At 58.0% G+C, this 16,666-nt stretch carries 15 protein-coding genes and 1 pseudogene; 4 read left to right on the top strand and 12 right to left on the bottom strand.

The genetic code is table 11. The annotated features are described in order from the left end of the window. Positions 1-8 precede the first annotated feature (8 nt). On the bottom strand, positions 9-713 hold the full coding sequence (locus HY868_19720) for a GAF domain-containing protein (GenBank protein ID MBI5304372.1): 705 nt from the start codon (positions 711-713) through the stop codon (positions 9-11). A gap of 247 nt (positions 714-960) precedes the next feature. Here HY868_19720 and HY868_19725 point away from each other — a divergent pair, with 247 nt between their 5' ends. The 4 genes and pseudogenes from HY868_19725 to HY868_19740 all read left to right on the top strand — a co-directional run bounded on the left by HY868_19725 (position 961) and on the right by HY868_19740 (position 3,325). Further along, a complete protein-coding gene (locus tag HY868_19725; GenBank protein MBI5304373.1) occupies positions 961-1,299 on the top strand; it encodes an RNA-binding protein in 339 nt (112 codons plus the stop codon). Between the two features lie 123 nt (positions 1,300-1,422). Continuing rightward, complete coding sequence (locus tag HY868_19730) at positions 1,423-2,652, top strand: PrsW family intramembrane metalloprotease (GenBank protein ID MBI5304374.1); 1,230 nt, start codon at positions 1,423-1,425, stop codon at positions 2,650-2,652. 70 nt (positions 2,653-2,722) lie between these two features. Then, positions 2,723-3,036 (top strand): annotated as a pseudogene (locus HY868_19735) (BrnT family toxin). Continuing rightward, positions 2,960-3,325, top strand: a complete 366-nt coding sequence (locus HY868_19740; GenBank protein ID MBI5304375.1) for a BrnA antitoxin family protein — start codon at positions 2,960-2,962, stop codon at positions 3,323-3,325. Before HY868_19735 ends, HY868_19740 begins: the two are co-directional and overlap by 77 nt. 106 nt (positions 3,326-3,431) lie before the next feature. Here HY868_19740 and HY868_19745 read toward each other — a convergent pair whose 3' ends face one another. The 11 genes from HY868_19745 to HY868_19795 all read right to left on the bottom strand — a co-directional run bounded on the left by HY868_19745 (position 3,432) and on the right by HY868_19795 (position 16,519). Then, entirely contained in the window at positions 3,432-4,283 is an 852-nt protein-coding gene (locus HY868_19745) for an ABC transporter permease subunit (GenBank protein MBI5304376.1), read from the bottom strand. Next, complete coding sequence (locus HY868_19750; GenBank protein MBI5304377.1) at positions 4,283-5,206, bottom strand: ABC transporter ATP-binding protein; 924 nt, start codon at positions 5,204-5,206, stop codon at positions 4,283-4,285. The genes HY868_19745 and HY868_19750 overlap by 1 nt, the downstream gene beginning before the upstream one ends. A 189-nt stretch (positions 5,207-5,395) precedes the next feature. Continuing rightward, the gene (locus tag HY868_19755) at positions 5,396-6,538 is read right to left on the bottom strand and encodes a hypothetical protein (GenBank protein MBI5304378.1); all 1,143 of its coding nucleotides are present in this window, start codon (positions 6,536-6,538) and stop codon (positions 5,396-5,398) included. Then, positions 6,525-7,088 carry a sigma-70 family RNA polymerase sigma factor gene (locus tag HY868_19760; protein MBI5304379.1) on the bottom strand — a complete coding sequence of 188 codons (564 nt, stop codon included), beginning with the start codon at positions 7,086-7,088 and terminating at the stop codon, positions 6,525-6,527. The genes HY868_19755 and HY868_19760 overlap by 14 nt, the downstream gene beginning before the upstream one ends. 121 nt (positions 7,089-7,209) lie before the next feature. Beyond that, positions 7,210-7,974, bottom strand: coding sequence for an NADPH-dependent oxidoreductase (locus tag HY868_19765; protein MBI5304380.1), 765 nt, complete (start codon positions 7,972-7,974; stop codon positions 7,210-7,212). A 223-nt stretch (positions 7,975-8,197) separates the two neighbouring features. Beyond that, the gene (locus tag HY868_19770) at positions 8,198-9,469 is read right to left on the bottom strand and encodes a glycoside hydrolase family 28 protein (protein ID MBI5304381.1); all 1,272 of its coding nucleotides are present in this window, start codon (positions 9,467-9,469) and stop codon (positions 8,198-8,200) included. Positions 9,470-9,563: 94 nt separating this feature from the next. Then, positions 9,564-10,640, bottom strand: coding sequence for a hypothetical protein (locus tag HY868_19775; protein MBI5304382.1), 1,077 nt, complete (start codon positions 10,638-10,640; stop codon positions 9,564-9,566). Between the two features lie 723 nt (positions 10,641-11,363). Beyond that, positions 11,364-12,788: a pectate lyase gene (locus tag HY868_19780; GenBank protein ID MBI5304383.1), complete on the bottom strand. Its 1,425-nt coding sequence runs from the start codon at positions 12,786-12,788 to the stop codon at positions 11,364-11,366. A 73-nt stretch (positions 12,789-12,861) separates the two neighbouring features. Further along, on the bottom strand, positions 12,862-13,914 hold the full coding sequence (locus HY868_19785; protein MBI5304384.1) for a pectinesterase A: 1,053 nt from the start codon (positions 13,912-13,914) through the stop codon (positions 12,862-12,864). 5 nt (positions 13,915-13,919) lie between these two features. Beyond that, complete coding sequence (locus HY868_19790; GenBank protein ID MBI5304385.1) at positions 13,920-15,047, bottom strand: glycoside hydrolase family 88 protein; 1,128 nt, start codon at positions 15,045-15,047, stop codon at positions 13,920-13,922. Between the two features lie 77 nt (positions 15,048-15,124). Then, positions 15,125-16,519: an alpha-glucosidase/alpha-galactosidase gene (locus HY868_19795; GenBank protein MBI5304386.1), complete on the bottom strand. Its 1,395-nt coding sequence runs from the start codon at positions 16,517-16,519 to the stop codon at positions 15,125-15,127. Positions 16,520-16,666: the final 147 nt, after the last annotated feature.

Below are 16,666 nucleotides of genomic sequence, written 5' to 3' on the forward strand. Positions count from 1 at the left end.
GCGCCCGTTTACACTTGCTCTGCCAGGATAATCGCTTCCGCGATTTCGCGCATACTCTTGCGCGCGTTGCGCGCTTGGAGTTGAATCCGCGCGAACGCGTCCGGCTCCTCGATCGTGTGCCGCTTCATCAAAATCCCTTTGGCGCGCTCGACCAACTTGCGCGTCTCCAACGCTTCCTTCAGCCCACCGACTTCGTCGTAGAGCACCGCCTTTTCCAATTCGCCGGCGGCGACATCCGCGATGATCGAAATCAGTTCGATATCGTCCGGCGTGTACTCGCGCCCCTCGCGTGTTTGCACGTTCAGCACGCCGATGATTTTGCCGCGCGAGATAAGCGGCACAGCAAGGAGTGATTGAAACGCCTGCTCTTTCGTTTCGGGCAGATACTTGAAATGCGGATCGCGGGAGGCGTGGCTTGCGGCGACCGGTTTGCCGATCTTGGCGGCGTGCCCGGTCAACCCTTCGCCAAACTTGAGCCGCGCGTGCCCCACCGCTTCGGTCGCCAGACCGGTAGTGGCTTTCAGCACGAGGAATTTGCCGTCGTCGTCGAGCAGGTAGATGGAGCACGAATCCACGTCCATCACGCGCGCGGTCTTGCGCGTGATCAGCCCGAGGATCTGGTCGAGCGAGTAAACCGCGCTAATCGCGCGGGTGATTTCGCGCAACACGGCAAGTTGTGCGCGCAAGCGTTTTTCGTTTTCCGTGGTTGTCATAGTCACGGATTATAGCGAGCGGGGTCTTGTTCGTCAAACTCGGATTTGGCTCACGTTGGGCGCTAAGACCGCCGCACCGGCGCACCGAGCGCCGCGTTGCCGGACGTTGAAGTGGCTCGCGCCAAAACCCGTTTGACACGACAGCCCGGCTGTCGTATACTTGCGGTAGGAGGGACGGACAGCGCGTCGTAGTCGCCCCAAAATTTTTTGAGCCGACCCAGCGGGCGGCATCAAGGAGCCAGAGGAGATGGAAGCGAAATTGTACGTCGGTAATTTGTCGTACTCGACGACCGAGGACGATCTGCGCGATTTGTTCGCGCAAGCGGGCACCGTCAAGTCCGTGATGGTCATCAAGGATCGCGAAACCGGGCGATCCAAAGGATTCGGGTTCGTCGAGATGGGTACTCAGGAAGAAGCGCAAAACGCCATCACCAAGTTTAACGCTTCCAAATTCCAGGACCGCGCGCTGACGGTGAATCTCGCCCGTCCGCGCGAGGAACAGCCCCGCGGTGGATTCGGCGGCGGCGGCAGACGCGGTGGTGATCGCCCGCGTGGCGGCGGCGGACGCCGCGATCGCGAATTCTAATAAGTAGAATCGCGCAAGCGCAACCCTGTCTCAAATTGAGGCAGGGTTTTATTTTAGGCGCGCGGGATATTTGCAATTCGGTTTGAAATGGGTAGAATAGCGCCAAATCGTTGAGGAGGACGCGTGGAAGACACATCACTGCGGATCAAGCATGTTTTAACCGGTTCCCCGTTACGCCAGCCCGTTTATGCCGTGCTGTTTGGAATTGCGCTCATCGCGCTGTTGTTGCTCGGCGCGTACAATTTGTTGTGGCCCCTGTACGGCGGTGCACCGCTGATTTTGCAAACGTTCATCACCGGCGCGTTTGTCGCGATCATCGTTTCGATTCCCGCGGTCGCGGTCGTGTGGTACCTGGATCGGCGCGAACACGAATGGCCCTGGCTGCTCCTCGGCGCAGCGCTGTGGGGCGCGGTCGTCAGCGCGAGCATGTCGTCCTTGCTGGGTAGCGCCTTGTATGGCTTTTTCTTGCGCGCGGCGAAGCAAACCGGCGGCACGTTTATGGGCATGACAGCAGACTCGGTCACGACCGTTTTTGCGACGCCGATTGTCGAAGAGATTATCAAAGGCATCGCGATCCTGATTTTGTTCTGGCTCTTGCGCGCGGACTTTGACGATTTGCGCGACGGCTTGGTCTATGGCGCGATGGTCGGGCTGGGTTTCAACGCGGCGCAGTACGCGGTCAATCTGCTCGATGCGTTCGTCATAAGCGGTCGCCCGCCGTACCTGGGTCTCGGCGCGTTGCAATTTGTCTTCCTCGGCGTCAACGGACATTTTATTTACAGCGCGCTCTTCGGCGCGGGGTTCGGTCTTTCGCGCCAGCTGCACGATGCGCGCTTGAAAATTCTCGCGCCGCTCGGCGGCATTCTGCTGGCGATCCTCGCGAATATCCTCGCGAATTCGGTCGGCTCGTACTTGATCAACAGCATCGCATTCGCGCTTACCCACGAACGACTTTCGCTCGTGACAACACGCGGTTACATTATTTGGATTTCGACCGCGCTCGCTACAGGGGTCATCCACTTTTGGGCGTACATTCTTCTCGTCATCGCGGTGATTCGCAGTGAAGCGTGGGAAGTGAAAACAATTCGCGAATACTTGTTCAGCGAAGTCGGCGTTTCGGTGACGCCGGACGAATACGTGCAAATCGAACTCGACGCGCCGTTCCAAGGTCGCATGGTGCCGGGTTATCCGAAGAAGATCGCAACGGCGATTCTCGATGCGCAAGACGAATTGGCGTTTCGCAAGTGGCACGTCGAACACGATGGTGGGGATGTGGAGCAGGACGAGATGGTGCAAGCGTGGCGCGCGTACATCGCGCAGTTACGCACGCGAGGCAGGGCGTCCGCGCACTAGGTGCGTCCCTTGTTCCCGTAGACCCGCGCAGCCTTCTTGACGTAACTACGAAATGTAACTACAATCAACCATGCGATTTGATTGGGACGAAAACAAGCGTCAATCCAATATCCGGGATCATGGAATTGATTTTTTGATGTGCCACCACTCTTTGATGGCTACACGGTGACCGTGGAGGACACGCGCGTTGAATACGGCGAGACGCGCGTTATCACGATTGGAATCCTCGAGGGGCGTACCCTCGTTGTGGCGCATACCGAACGCGGAGAGAAGATACGTCTCATTTCGGCTCGAAAGGCAACCAAGTATGAAGAGATCGCGTACTTTGAACAAATCACTGACCGATTGGGTGCGACTCGACGCGCAAAGCGACGAAGACATTGACTTGTCTGACATTCCGGAAATTACTCCAGAAATGTTCGCGCGCGCGGTGGTGCGTCGTGGGCTAAAACCTATCCCTAGCAAGGCGCAAGTCACGCTTCGGCTTGATCGGGATGTGCTGTCATGGTTCAAGACCCAAGGGCGCGGGTATCAGACGCGGATTAACTCTCTGCTCAGAGCGTATATGGAAGCGCATGGATCCCAGCATTCCAAAACAAATTTGCGCGAACGGAAAATACATGCTGCCCGAAAACAGAACGCGCGCGGCTTGTCAGCCACACCACGTCGCTAAAGGCATTATTATTTTTCTCCGGACGTCGCGCCAAGTCAAAGAGCGCAAAGGTAAAATCTTTGCGCTCTTCTCATTTCGTCACTTTAATTTTCCCAATTGAACGTCCCTACAAATCGCGGCGCGCAAATGTTCGAATCGCGACGGCGAGCGTGACCGCGAGATAGGCGGAAGCGTACCCGATCATCGTCGGGCTTGGCACCGAGATGGTTGCCATCGGACCACTGAAGGTAAACCCGAGCGACTGGGCGACGGACGGCGACATTTCAAACGCGGCGCGTCGCCACAACGCCTCGCTTGGCATCAGCAAACTGGAAATGATGCCGATGTTGATCGCGCCCTGGTTCTGCAACACCGCGCCGAATTGCTCGACCCAGCTGCCAATGAACGCGAGACCGTACATTCCAAAAATCACGCCGCCGGTCGCGAGCGTTGAAAGCATACTGCTGCACATCAAGGTCAGCGTCATCACGAACAGCGCGGCGAGATAGATCAACGCGACGCCGATCAACAAATTGGGCGCGACATAGCCCGCGCGCAAAAACGCAATCGCGGTGACGCCACCTGCCATCAACACGAGATATAGCGCGAGCAAGCCGGCAAAACCCAACCATTTGCCCAGCACGATTTGCGCGCGATGCACCGGCTTGGTCACCACCGCTTGAATCGTCCCCGAACTTATTTCTCCGGCAAGCGTATCCGCCGACACGAGCACGCCCATCGCAAGCGCGAGAAAATTCACCGCGTATAACCCGGCAAGCACGAGAAAACTGTTCAGCCCGCTCGACATCAACGCGTCGCGCGGCGTTTCGATGGCGCGCGGCATTGCCTCGTTGCGCATCAAGTGAAACCCCAAGCCGTACAAAATTAGAAACGCGACGCCGAGCACGAACGCGGCGAGCAAAATGCGGCGACGCAACGCTTCGAGAAAGGTGAGACGCGCGATGATGAACGTCGCCATCACAGCCCTCCGTCCGTGCCGACGATTTGAATGAACAAATCTTCGAGCGACAATTTTTGCGGCGTCAGCGCGTAAATCTTGACATCGCGCGCGACGAGATACCGCGCCATGTCCGGCACTGCCGCGTCATCTTGGACGGTCAGCGTCACGTGCTCGCCGTCCGCGCGAATGTCGCTTCCCCACTCCGACAACCCCGCCAGGATTTCCGGCGTCAGCCCGCTCGCGCGCAGTTCGACGTGAATCGCGCCGCGGTCGCCTACGAGCGTTTTGAGTTCGCGCACCGTGACAACCTCGCCGTGCTTGATGAACGCGACGCGGTCGCACGTGATTTCGACTTCGCTAAGTAAGTGCGAGTTGAGAAACACGGTCGTACCGCGCGCACGTAAATCGCGAATAATATCGCGCACCAAACGCCGACCGACCGGGTCGAGTCCCGAAGTCGGCTCGTCGAGGAACACGAGTTTCGGGTCGTTCAACAATGCTTGCGCGAGTCCGATGCGTTGCAACATCCCTTTCGAAAAGGTTCGCAGTTGCTTGTCGCGAAACGGCGTCAGCCCAACCAGGTCGAGCAGTTCCGCCATTCGCGTTTTGAGACGCGCGGCAGCCATACCATAGAGTTGTCCGTGAATATCTAGAAACTCGCGCGCGGTCAGCCACTCGTGAAAACGAAAATGCTCCGGCAGAAAACCCATTTGCGCGCGCATGGCGCGATTGCCCAGCGGCGCGCCGAGCAAGGTCGCGCGTCCCGTCGTCGGTGTGACGAGACCCAGGAGCATTTTGATCGAAGTGGTTTTGCCCGCGCCATTCGGTCCGAGAAAACCAAAAACCTCACCCTGCTCGACTTGCAAGGTGAGTCCGCGTACGGCAATGTTCGTACCAAATTCTTTGCGGAGGATTGTGGTTTCGATAGCGAATTGAGTCATAGTGAGATAGTGCGTTAGTGCGTTAGTGAGATAGTTGGTTTGATTGTGCGAGAACGGCGATAGGTTGATTCGGTTTGCGATCGTGCGCGAAGCGAAGATTCTCGCAACAATTTGTTACGGGAGACTTCGCTTCGCACAGCATGAAAACGAGCAACCACTATCGCACTATCAAACTATCTCACTATCGAACTACTTGAGCGAATTCGCCAGGGTGAGCGCGGCGCTCGCATCCGTGCCCATCGTCGCCACCGCGTAGACGATATTGTTCTTGGTCCAGATGAGCGCGTACTGCGCGCCGTACACTCGGCTCTCGATCAAGTTACCGGTTGCCCCGTCCACCGGCACTTGCTTGTGCGATGCGGCATTGCGCGGAATCGGCACGACGAGCGTACTCGTCCAGTCCACACTCTTCGCGTACGCTTGCGCTTGCTCTTTCGTCATTCCGGTAAACTGCAAACCGATCTCGGCGAGTTGAAGCAGGTCCACATTCGGCGGCGTGTCTACGACCGGGCTGGGAATTTGCGTGAGCATGACACAGTTCGTCGCGCGACGCGGCGCGTCCTTGGAATCCGGTTTCGGGCAATCGCCGTACTCGGCGGTCACGCCGGTCGGAATGCTCACTTTGATGTTCGCCTTGTCGAGCGATGCGGGGAGCGGCGTTTTGCTCAAGCCAGCTTCGTTCAACCACGATTGCACGCGTGCGCGATTCACGACGAACTCGAACGCGGAGCCGTCTCGGACGGTGAGGCGCGGCGCGTCACTGCGTGTGGTCGGCAGGCGCACGCTAAACCCGGCGAGCTTGCTCGCTTCCGCCGCGTTCGCCACGACGCGCGGAGCTGCCGGTTCCTTCGTCACGGTCACCGAATCGGCGACAACCTTGCTCAGCTCACGCGCGAGAGTCGAGTCGCCGTTGAGGTTGCTCAACCCGGTCGTATCCACCGGCAAGACGACGATATTCTTGACGCGGAATTGCGCGAGCATTCCCTCTGCCCAGGTTTGCACCGGCGGGAGCGTCAACGAGACCGCGAGCAAGGCGACGACGACTGCCATCGCCCACGCGACGCGGAAACGGGGATGGAACAATTTTCCGAACATACTCTCCTTTCGTTCTTCCATTCGACTGGATTTGAAACGCGCGAGCGCGACCGGCGCGCTGAGTTCGCGCGTGACTTGCGGCGTCAGCGCATCGAAATGTGCGGCGACGCGGTGCGCCTGCGCGGCGAGTTCATCGGCGCGGGCGCGGCATATGGCGCACGCCGCGAGGTGTTGCAGTGTGCGCGCATCGGCTTCATTGTCGCGCGCGGCGCGCAAATCTCCATCATTGAGATGCATAGTCCTTCTCCCTTTCACGGTACCGCTTTTCAAACTCGCGTTCGGCGCGTATCAACAGCGTACCGATGGAATTGACTGAGACCTCGAGCGCGGTCGCCAGTTCTTTGTACGACGCACCCGAGTGGCGCAAGATAAGTAATTGCGCTTGCCGCGCGTCCATCGCGCCGAGCACCGCGCGCACGCGCGCGCGTTCCTCGTTCGCGATGGCTTCGCACTCTGGGTCGCGTGCGTGATTCTCGATCTCCCACTTGCCCGCGTCGAATTCGTGACGCGTGCGGCGTTTGCGCGCGCGCAGCGCGTTCAGACCCAGGTTTGTCGCAACGCGATACAGCCAGCCACCCAGGTTCAGCGCCGGGTTGCGCGTGGGCGGCTCGCGATAGAGTTGCCAAAAGGTTTCGAGCGCCAGGTCTTGTGCCTCGTCCGCATCGCCCACGAGCCGCACCAGGACGCGATACACCTTTTGCCAATTTGCGAGAAACGCGTCTTCAAACTGCGGGTGTTCTGGCGCGGACGCGACCCTCGGCACCGCGCGCGTTTTGTTGGTTGACACGATAATAGGTCACCACTCCATCGGCGCAGGTTCGCGCCACCGTTCATTTCGAAAGCGCTTCCACTACTAAAACACCGATGGAGAAAATTTTGTGACAGGAGGGGCGTTCAATTGAACGCCCCTACTTGAGCGCAAAACCTTGCTCTGCCAATATCGCGCGTAGCTCGACGCGCCATGCCTGCGAGACGCGCCGCGCGGTGTGCTCGAGCCAGCCGTACTCTTCCATCTCACCGGGCTTGCCGGGAACCGGCACTTGGCGTTTGTCGTAGATGCCGGTTTGCGCCATCACGCGATCGTACTCACGCAACGATTCATCTTGCGACGAGTTGTACTGTTCGCGATGCAGAATCGCGGGCAAGGGCAAGCGGGGACGCGGGCGCGGCGAGTGCGCCGGAAAGCCGACCGTCATCCCGGTCACCGGAAAAACCAGGCGCGGCAAGCCCAACAGTTTGATCACTTGGCGCGGGTGGTTGCGAATCGAGCCGATGTAGCAGATGCCGAGTCCGAGCGATTCGGCGGCGAGCGCGGCGGTTTGCGCGACAATCGCGGCATCCATCGCGGCGATCAGAAAATTTTCGGTGTGCTCGACGACCTGGGTGTAGCCGCGCAATTCGCACACGCGGTCGAGCCGCGCAAGATCGGCGCACCACGCGAGGAACAACGGCGCTTGCGCGACATGCTTTTGATCGCCGCAAAAATGCGAAAGATGCGCGCGTTTGTCCGCATCCGTCACGGCGACGACGGAGTACGCTTGCACATTGGACGACGTGGACGTGCGCTGTGCGGCGGCGACAATCGTTTCGAGCATCGCGTCCGGCACGGGATCGGGTTTGTACGCGCGCACCGAACCGTGCGCGCGAATGAGGTCGAGAGTTGGATTCGGCATGAGGTTTCCTTTGCAGACGTGGGGCAAGTTTCTAACTTGCCTTGATTCGTGTATCAATCCGGAATCTGGGCAAGTTGGAAACTTGCCCCACAACATTTTATCGCATTCGAGATGAATGGCAAAATGCAAAACAACTGTGCGCGTGACCGACGCGAGAATCCAGGTTTCTTCGAGAAACCTGGATTCTGCCAAAGTACCTACATAACGCGCCGGCGCGCGATCCCTACGAGGTGGTATCCTCAAACAAGAACGCATCGCCAATTTGATTGGTGATCGCGACGTCACGCAGACGCAAGCCGCGCACGTTCCGCGCGAACAAGCCGGCGGCGCGCTGTTGCGGAATGTCGTCCGCCATATCTGCGTAACCTGGGTCGGCGCTGCGATCCATCGAAATCGAAACATCGTCGAGCGTCACATCTTCGATGGGCATCTCTGGCAAGCCGTACAAAAATCCCGCCGCGATTTTCGCGTTGCGTGCGGTGATGTGCGCGAAATGAATGCGGCGAAAACATGGCGTGCCTTCGTTGATCGGTTTCGGGTTTTTATCGGCAATGTCCTTGTCCCCCTTTTTGCCGATGTGATAAAACAGATTCATCGTAAATGGACACAATACGTCTTGCATCACAATGTTCGACACGCGAATGTCCTCGACGATGCCGCCGCGTCCCCGGCGGGATTTCAAACGAATGCCACGATCCGTGCCGACGAACACGCAATTCGAGATCACAACATTGCGAACATCTCCGCTCATCTCACTGCCGATGACGACGCCGCCGTGCCCGTGCACCATCGTGCAATTCGTGATGGTGATGTTTTCGCACGGCGCGCGAAATTCCGGCGCTTCAGTTTCGATGCCTGATTTGATCGTGACGCAATCGTCGCCGACGTCAATGTGACAATTCGAGATGTGCACGTTGCGGCACGAATCGGGATTGACGCCATCGGTGTTCGGCGAGTCCGGCGGATTGTTGATCGTGACCTGGTTTATCGTAACGTTTTCACAGCGCACCGGATTGATCGTCCACGCCGGCGAGTTTGTTAACGTGATACCTTCGATCAACACGTTCGCGCAATTCGCGAACGAAATCAAGCGCGGGCGCGGCGCGTCGAGCGTTTTCGCGCGATGTTTTTGCCACCAGATCGCGCCGCGTCCGTCAATCGTGCCGCGCCCGGTGACCGCGATATTTCGCAAGCCATCGCCGGTGATGAGTGGCGCGTGCGTCGGCTGGGTCACGCCTTCCCAACGCATCGTGACAATCGGATAATCCGCTGGGTTTTCGCTGCCGAGCAAAACCGCACCCGCGTCAAGAAAGAGCGTGATGTTGTCGCGCAGAAAAATCGAACCGGTCACGTACTTGCCGGCGGGCACGCACACAGTACCGCCGGTTTTTGTTGCCGCGTCAATCGCGCTTTGCAGCGCGCGCGTATCGTTCGTTGCGCCATCGCCCAGCGCGCCGTACTCGCGCGCGTTGAACAACGTTGATGCTTGAAACATCTTTACCGTCTCCTTTGTGTAACAAGTATAAGAAAAAAATATCCGCGTTCATCCGCGCGCGAAGCGATCTGCGTCCCAAAATTGAGCGCGTGATCTATGATGTTTGCATCGTGTAGATGTACTGATCGGTCACGCCTTTGATCGTGCCATCGGGAAATTCATAACCGCCGTCCACATACGCGCCGCCATCCATAAAACTTGGGACCGCATCTGCCTTGTCGTCCAGCGCGGCTTGGAGCGCGAGCAACGCAAACGGTTCGATCAGATCGAATTGCGCGTGGATATACGTTGCGCCAAGCGTGAAATACCCGCGATGAAAATATGTCTTGACGATTTGGCTGCCGATGCGCCGACCCAGTTGCAAGTACGCGGGATCTGCGGTGGCGTGATAGAGATCGAGCAGGACGAACAACGCGTGTGCATCCGCACGGTCCGCGTCGAGATTGAGGTTGACGGCATTGCCCGGCGCAGAACCCAGGTCGCCAAGCCCGTTTGCTTGCGCGATATTGCGCGCGGTCTGCCACAACATTTCGTCGCCCGTCGCCAAAAATCCGCGCACGTACGCCAACAAGAATTTCGGCGTCGCGGGGTACTGCTTGAGCACGGGACCTTCGCGATCATAATAGCCGCGCCGCTTGAGCGCGTAATCGGAGAGGTCGGTGCCGTCGGTAAACATGGGCTTGAACATGTTCGTCGCCGGAATGTAGGCGTGAGTCGCGAAACTGCGTAAGCCCTGGCGCGTCCATTCGAGGAGATCGCTTGCCGCCGCGCCTAGTTCGCGCGCGAGTTGCATTTGCATCAGCGCGTTCTTGCCGTAGAGGAAACCGGTCTGCCGACTAGAGAGCAACATATTCGCTTCAAGCGCCATCGCGCCGAACTCGGGACCGAATTGTCGTTGCGCGCGGTCGCCGAACCAGGAAGACGTAATCGTGTCATCCGTCGGTTCCTGGGTCTTTTCGGTTGCGTAAATTGATACGCGCCCAAGCCGGTTTTGGGATGACGCGCGAGGACGTACTGTTGCGCGAGATATTTTGCCCAGTCCAGTGCGCGCTGATCCTGGGTCAAGCGATACAGCGTGCCCGCCGCGTAAATCAAATCGCTGCCGGTGTTGATGAACGATAGACCAGGCGATTCGCGGAACGGCGGCAAATCCCTCATCGAGTGTGTCCACGCATCGCTGACCGGCAATCCATACTTGCCATGACGGCTGACGAAAAAATTATCCCAGTCCAAAATGTGCGCGTTCCAAAACGCGTGGATGTATTTCACCGTCGCGTCTGGGTTGACCTGGTACATCAAATCGTAAAATGGGAATGCGCCTTTGAGTTCGTGCACCAGTCCCTTTTGTTCGGGTCCCGTCATTTGCAACGTTTCCAGATCAATGAACCGGTGGTCGCCCCATTGCAGCAAACCGCTCGAATCGAGGAGATGTTCAAAGTGATACGCGATGGCGGCTTGCGCGGCGTCCTGGTACTGGTTGTCGCCGGTGAGATTGGTCAGGGCAGTGAACGTGCGGAACAAATTCTGCTGACATGCGAGATCGGAAATGACCGGCGCTTTGCCGCGGGTGCGCCAGCGCACGTGCTCGCCGGTAAACGTGTTGATGCCATCCGCGAACAAGGGTGTGGGGGTCGCGCGGTATGTATCGCGTCCGTGCCGCAAAACATTATTCGCGAATTCGATCACCGCATTCAGACGTGCCTGGTCTTGGCTTTGCAAATCCGAAGGTTGACTCATCAAGTCTTTCCTCTCGAACAATGCCTTTGGCAAAATCCAGGTTTCCTGAAGAAACCTGGATTTTTTCTTGGCTCTTATTTTTTCTTATGCCAAAAACCAGGTTTCTTGGAGAAACCTGGTTTTTTCTCGCTTGCGAAGGAGATACAAACCGGCAAGCCTACCAGCTGATTGGACCCGCACCGCTCTCGACGGTAGAGACCACGGTTTCGACCGGCTCAACCTTGACGACCAGGGTCGGTTTCCATTCCACTTTGCCGGCGATATCCGGATCGTTCGCGGCGTTGTGCGCGGCGAGCAGGTCAACGTCCTTGTCGTTCACGCGCGTGCCGGAGGTGTAAATCATCGTGCCTTTGTAGTTGCCGATGACTTTATCCAGCGCAACTTGAGCATCGGTCTTGAAATAATTGTTCTCGGCGTAAATCTGCGATTCGATGCCGACACCCCAACTATATCCATACTTGGAATTGTTCACGATCTTGTAATAGTTGTTGTAAACGTGAACCTGACCAAAGCGGACGCGCGGCGTGCGTTGCCCCGTGCCGTCGAAAAAGTTGTGATGGATCGTCACGCGCAACTTGCCTTTGTCACCGGTCGCCGTTGCGCCGGTGTCGGACGAACCGATCAGCATGGTCTTGTCGTGATTCAGGAAGCGATTCCAGGAAAGGGTCACGAGATCGGCGGCGTTGGTGATATCTACGGTCCCATCGTGCATTTCAAAGTGGCGACCAAAATATGTGGGGGCTTTGCCGTCGGCGGTTTCCACATCTTCGAACGTGTTGTGGTCTACCCAGACATGATCCACGAATCGCAGTGAGACAGAATCGTACACCGAGTTCCAGTTTCCATCCGCGCCGTCGGTCGGATCCCATTGCGGGAAGCAGTCAAAGGTATCCTGGAACGTGATATTGCGAATGATGATATTACTGAGTGGCGCCGTCGCGGCGCCGCGCACATCGAACCACACGCCGCGAATCGTCGCCTTTTGCCCAACGCCGACGATGGTCGTGTTCGAGCCGACGCGCACGCGCACGCGTTCTTCCTGCGTTTTTTGCGAAGCCACCCGCGCGGTTTCGAGAGTGCCCGTCACGGCTTTGCGACCCCACGTCGCCGGATCAAACGCCGCGTTGTAATCTTTTTGAGTGAAACTATCGCGTTGGTAGTCCTGACACGTCAACGATTTGTTATTGTCGTCCACGTTCAGGTCAATCGTACCATCAACATAGATGATCTTGGCGACATTCGACGGCGTCGTCGAAGGCGCGGGGTACTTGCCATCGTTGAGCGCGGCGATCAATTCTTTTCGGTTCTTCACCGTGTAGACCTGGCTCGTCGCGGCATCCGCTCCGCCGGACGTTCCTTTACCCTCCGCTGCCCAGCCATCATTCGCCGCGAGTTTTTCGCGTCCGAGATCGCGCTTGGCAACCGTCGGCGCGGCAGTGGGCGCGGTGGTCGGCGCGACCGTGGGCGCGACAGTTGGTTTCGGCGCTTCGGTTGGCTTGGGTACCGCCGTTGGTACATCGGTCGGCTTGGGCGCGACCGTGGGCGCCGGTGTAGGAGTTGCCGGCGCGGTACACGCCACCATCACAACAAGCAAGACGACGATGCCAAGTAATGCAAAAAACTTTTGGTCTTTCATCTTTCTCCTCCATTGGATTTTATTTGCTGGGATTCCAGCCATTCAGAACATTCGAGATCGTATACTTTTGAGATTGGCTCTCCGATAACAGCCGACGTGTGTCGCTCTTGATCGCGCCGGGTCCGGTCGTGCCGCATTCGTAAAAGCGCGAATCGGCGGGGAGGAAGGTCAGGGTGTTGCCATCCTTGTCTTTGCCGGTCATCGAATCCCAACCCTTGGCAGCGACGTGTGAATCCATCCAGCAATTGATGAACGCGACATGACCGACCGCGTTTGGATCAGCGGCGCGTGTGCCATCCGGCAAATTAGTCGTCGGATGCCAGGGACGACCCAGTGTCACCGAAGCGTCCGCCATCGCCGGCGTTTCTTTTCTCAGTCGACACTGGATGAACAAGAATCCGAACGGTTGATCAAGCGAAGTACTTGCGGCGGTGATGTAGCCATTGTTGGTTGTGCTGCCGCGGTCGCGCGAGACAATCTCGCAATCGTCGAACACGGCTTGCCCCGCGCCGAAAATAAAATCTACGTGCCCGCTGATCGCACACTGGCAAAAATATTGCCTGCCCGAATTGACGAACAACGTGTCTTGATAACCGACCAGGTTGATGTTTTTGAAAAAGGCGCGGTCGCTACCCTTGTCGGTCTTGAGCGCGACTGCTTGTGGATTGGCAAAGCGTGTCGGATCGTCGTTCGCTTTGGCGGCGTTCGCCGGATAATCAAAGCCGTTCTCAATCGTCAAGTTCTCGGCGCGAAAATCGCTCGCGCGCACGATCACCGTGCCGCTGTCGTACGTGCCGTAGGTTGTGCCGTCCGGTCTTTTCGTGTCCGAAGCAACATCGAACGTGACGATGGTTTTAGCGCGATCCTCGCCGAGCCAGGTGATGAACGGTTTCGTGATGTCGAGTTTTTCGTAATAGCGTCCGGCCTTGATGACGATGAGGTATGGCTGGGTCGCGTTGCTCGGCGCATCGTTCAACGCACTCGCGATCCGCGCGAATGTTTTGACCCCGTTCACGCGCGCGCCCTCTGCGCCAGTGTACGCGGCATCCACGATTGCATCAAAGGTTGGCATCATGGTTATCCCAGTTTTTCGATTTCCGCGCTCGCCAAAATAAACGCGCCGACGCCGTGATGGTTGTTCGTCACGATAGGTTCGTTGATATAGTACTCGAACGAACCGTCGCGGTACGGCGTGCCGCCCAAGCCCGCGCTGCGGCACGTGTGCGTGAGATTGATCGTGCCGTCGTCATTCGTCGTGACGAATTGCTGGACGATGCCTTCGAACGCACGTTGCGCGACGCGTGCGTACTCCGCATTGAGATAGCCCAAGCGCGCGCCACTTGCCATCGCGCACACGAACATGCATGACCCCGATGATTCGAGGTAATTGCCGGCACGCGTGCCTTGATCGAGAATTTGATACCACACGCCGGTGGCTGGGTCTTGGACGCGCATCACCGCTTCGAGGGTGCGCGTGAGAATCGCAAGCAAGAGCGCGCGCGTGGGATGATCGCTCGGCATGTAGCCGAGCACATCCACCAACGCCATCACGTACCAACCGATGGCGCGTCCCCAGAAATAGGAGGAACACCCGGTTTGCGGGTTTGCCCAGAGTTGCTGTTTGCTTTCGTTCCAGGCGTGGTAGAGCAAACCGGTTTGCGGATCGCGCGTGTGCGCCTCGATCAAGACGAATTGGTGCGCGATGTCATCCCAGGGCGCGAGCGTGTGGTTCGGTCGGTGCGCCGCCTCCGCCCGCTGGCTCGCAAAGCTGGATTCGTACTGCGCCCAAAACGCGGTTGCCATGTACAAACCGTCGAGCCACATTTGGTACGGGTAGATTTGCTTGTGCCAAAAACCGCGCGAGTTGGTGCGTGGGTGCGTGTCGAGTTGTGCGCGGAGGAGATCGAGCGCGCGTTTGTATTTCGCGTCGCCGGTTTTTTCGTAGAGCGGAAACAACACCTTGCCAGTGTTGAGCCGGTCCACGTTGTACTCTTCGACGTGGTAACCGCGAATCGTGCCATCAGGTTGCACAAAGCGATCAATGTTGGATTGCATGTACGCGAAATATTTATCATCGCCGGTCGCGCGCCACACTTGCTCGAAACCTCTCAGCACGAGACCCCATTGATAATTCCACTCGTCGGCGAGCGCGTCAAAGCGCGCCATCGTCGAATCTGCCATTCGTACAGACCATCGTTGAGTCATTGCTTCTCCTTCGAAAATACCCCGCCCTTACCCTCCCCTTGCCAAGGGGAGGGAAGGATGGGGTCGGTCGTCTGCGATTAAATATCCCAACCCGGCAAAAACGCGCGGCTGGCTTGCAACATCTCGCCAAACATCTCCCAGGTTTCGTCCAGCGGCAAACGATTGGTCGGATCGTTGAGCACGGCTTGGAACGCAAGGTCTTTATCGCGCGACAATGCCGCTTCGACGATCATCTCTTGATCCGCCACATGTTGCGCGACGAGCGCGTGGACGCCGGGCGGCAGCGCGCCCGCGACTACGGGTTGCACTTGATCGCGCGAAAAGCGCGCGTTGGTTTCCACAACCGCGCGCAAAGGCAAATTGGAAATTTGCCCCACGTTCTCAATGTTCACATTTGTCACCAAATCGCCAAGCCCAAGCAACGCGCGCATTTGCGCGACGCCTTCTTCGCCGGACGCATCGAGCGCGAGCGGCACGCGTCCGGTCATCACCTCGCGCGTTTGTTGCGGCGCGTCGCGCCAACGTTCGATGCGATAACCGGACACGGGCGTGCGAATCACGCCCCAGCGAAACAGTTCTTCGGGCGAGCGCGTGAATCCCGGTAAAAATTCGGCGAGGTGGCGGTCGCCCGCCGCGCCGAGCAGTCCGTAGCGTTTGAACAATTCGAATTTGATTTGATGCGCGCTGCGGAACCAATCGTTCCAACTTTCGACCTCGGCGCGCGTGTACTCGCGGAGCACGCCGGGTTCGGCGATGTGTCGCCGCACGAGCGCGAGCAAGTCCAGGTCGCGATAGAACGCGCGATCAATCCACGTAAAATGGTTGATGCCGGCAACGTTGACTTGAATTTCCTGGCGCGCGGGCATCGGCGAAACACCGAGATACTTTTCTACGAGTGAGGCAAGCAGATGTTGCGTGCCGAACACTTCGTGGCAACAACCGAACACGTTCAACCTGGGTTCGACGCGCGTGAGCGTGCGCGTGCAGATCGTCATCGGATTCGTGTAATTGATGACCCAGGCATTTGGACACTGCGCGGCAATGGCGCGCGCGAAATCGGCGTAGATGAGCGCGGAGCGCAGACCGCGCACGAGCCCGGGCGCGCCGGTCGTGTCGCCGACCGGGAAGAACATGTCGTAGCGTTCGGCAATCGCGATTTCTTCGCCCATCACTTCCAGCGAGCCGGGCTGAATCGAAAGCACGACGAAATCCGCGCCGCGCAACGTTTCTTCGAGCGTGGCAATCGCCGTGTAATGCCAGCGCGAGACAACGCCGGGCTGTCGCGAAGCGTGCAGCCAGTTACCGAATTCCTCATTCAGTCGCGCCGATTCGAGATCAAGATCGTACAGCGCGACCTGCCCCGCCAGGTCGGGGCAGAGCGCGAGATCGTACATCAACTTGCGCGCCCACTGACGACTGCCGCCGCCGATGTACGCGATCTTGAGTTCGAGCGGTTTTGAGTTTAGGTACATATTGGATAGCAAATTGAGCATGGAGCGTTAGAATGCTTCCAACGCTCAATGCTCGATGATCTATCGTTTTCGCGGCGACAGAATCCAGGTTTCCGCCGAAGGCGAGAAACCTGGATTCTACCCTACAAACATCTCGCCGCACAATCC

The organism is Chloroflexota bacterium, from assembly GCA_016219275.1.
In the GTDB taxonomy this organism is placed as follows: domain Bacteria; phylum Chloroflexota; class Anaerolineae; order UBA4142; family UBA4142; genus JACRBM01.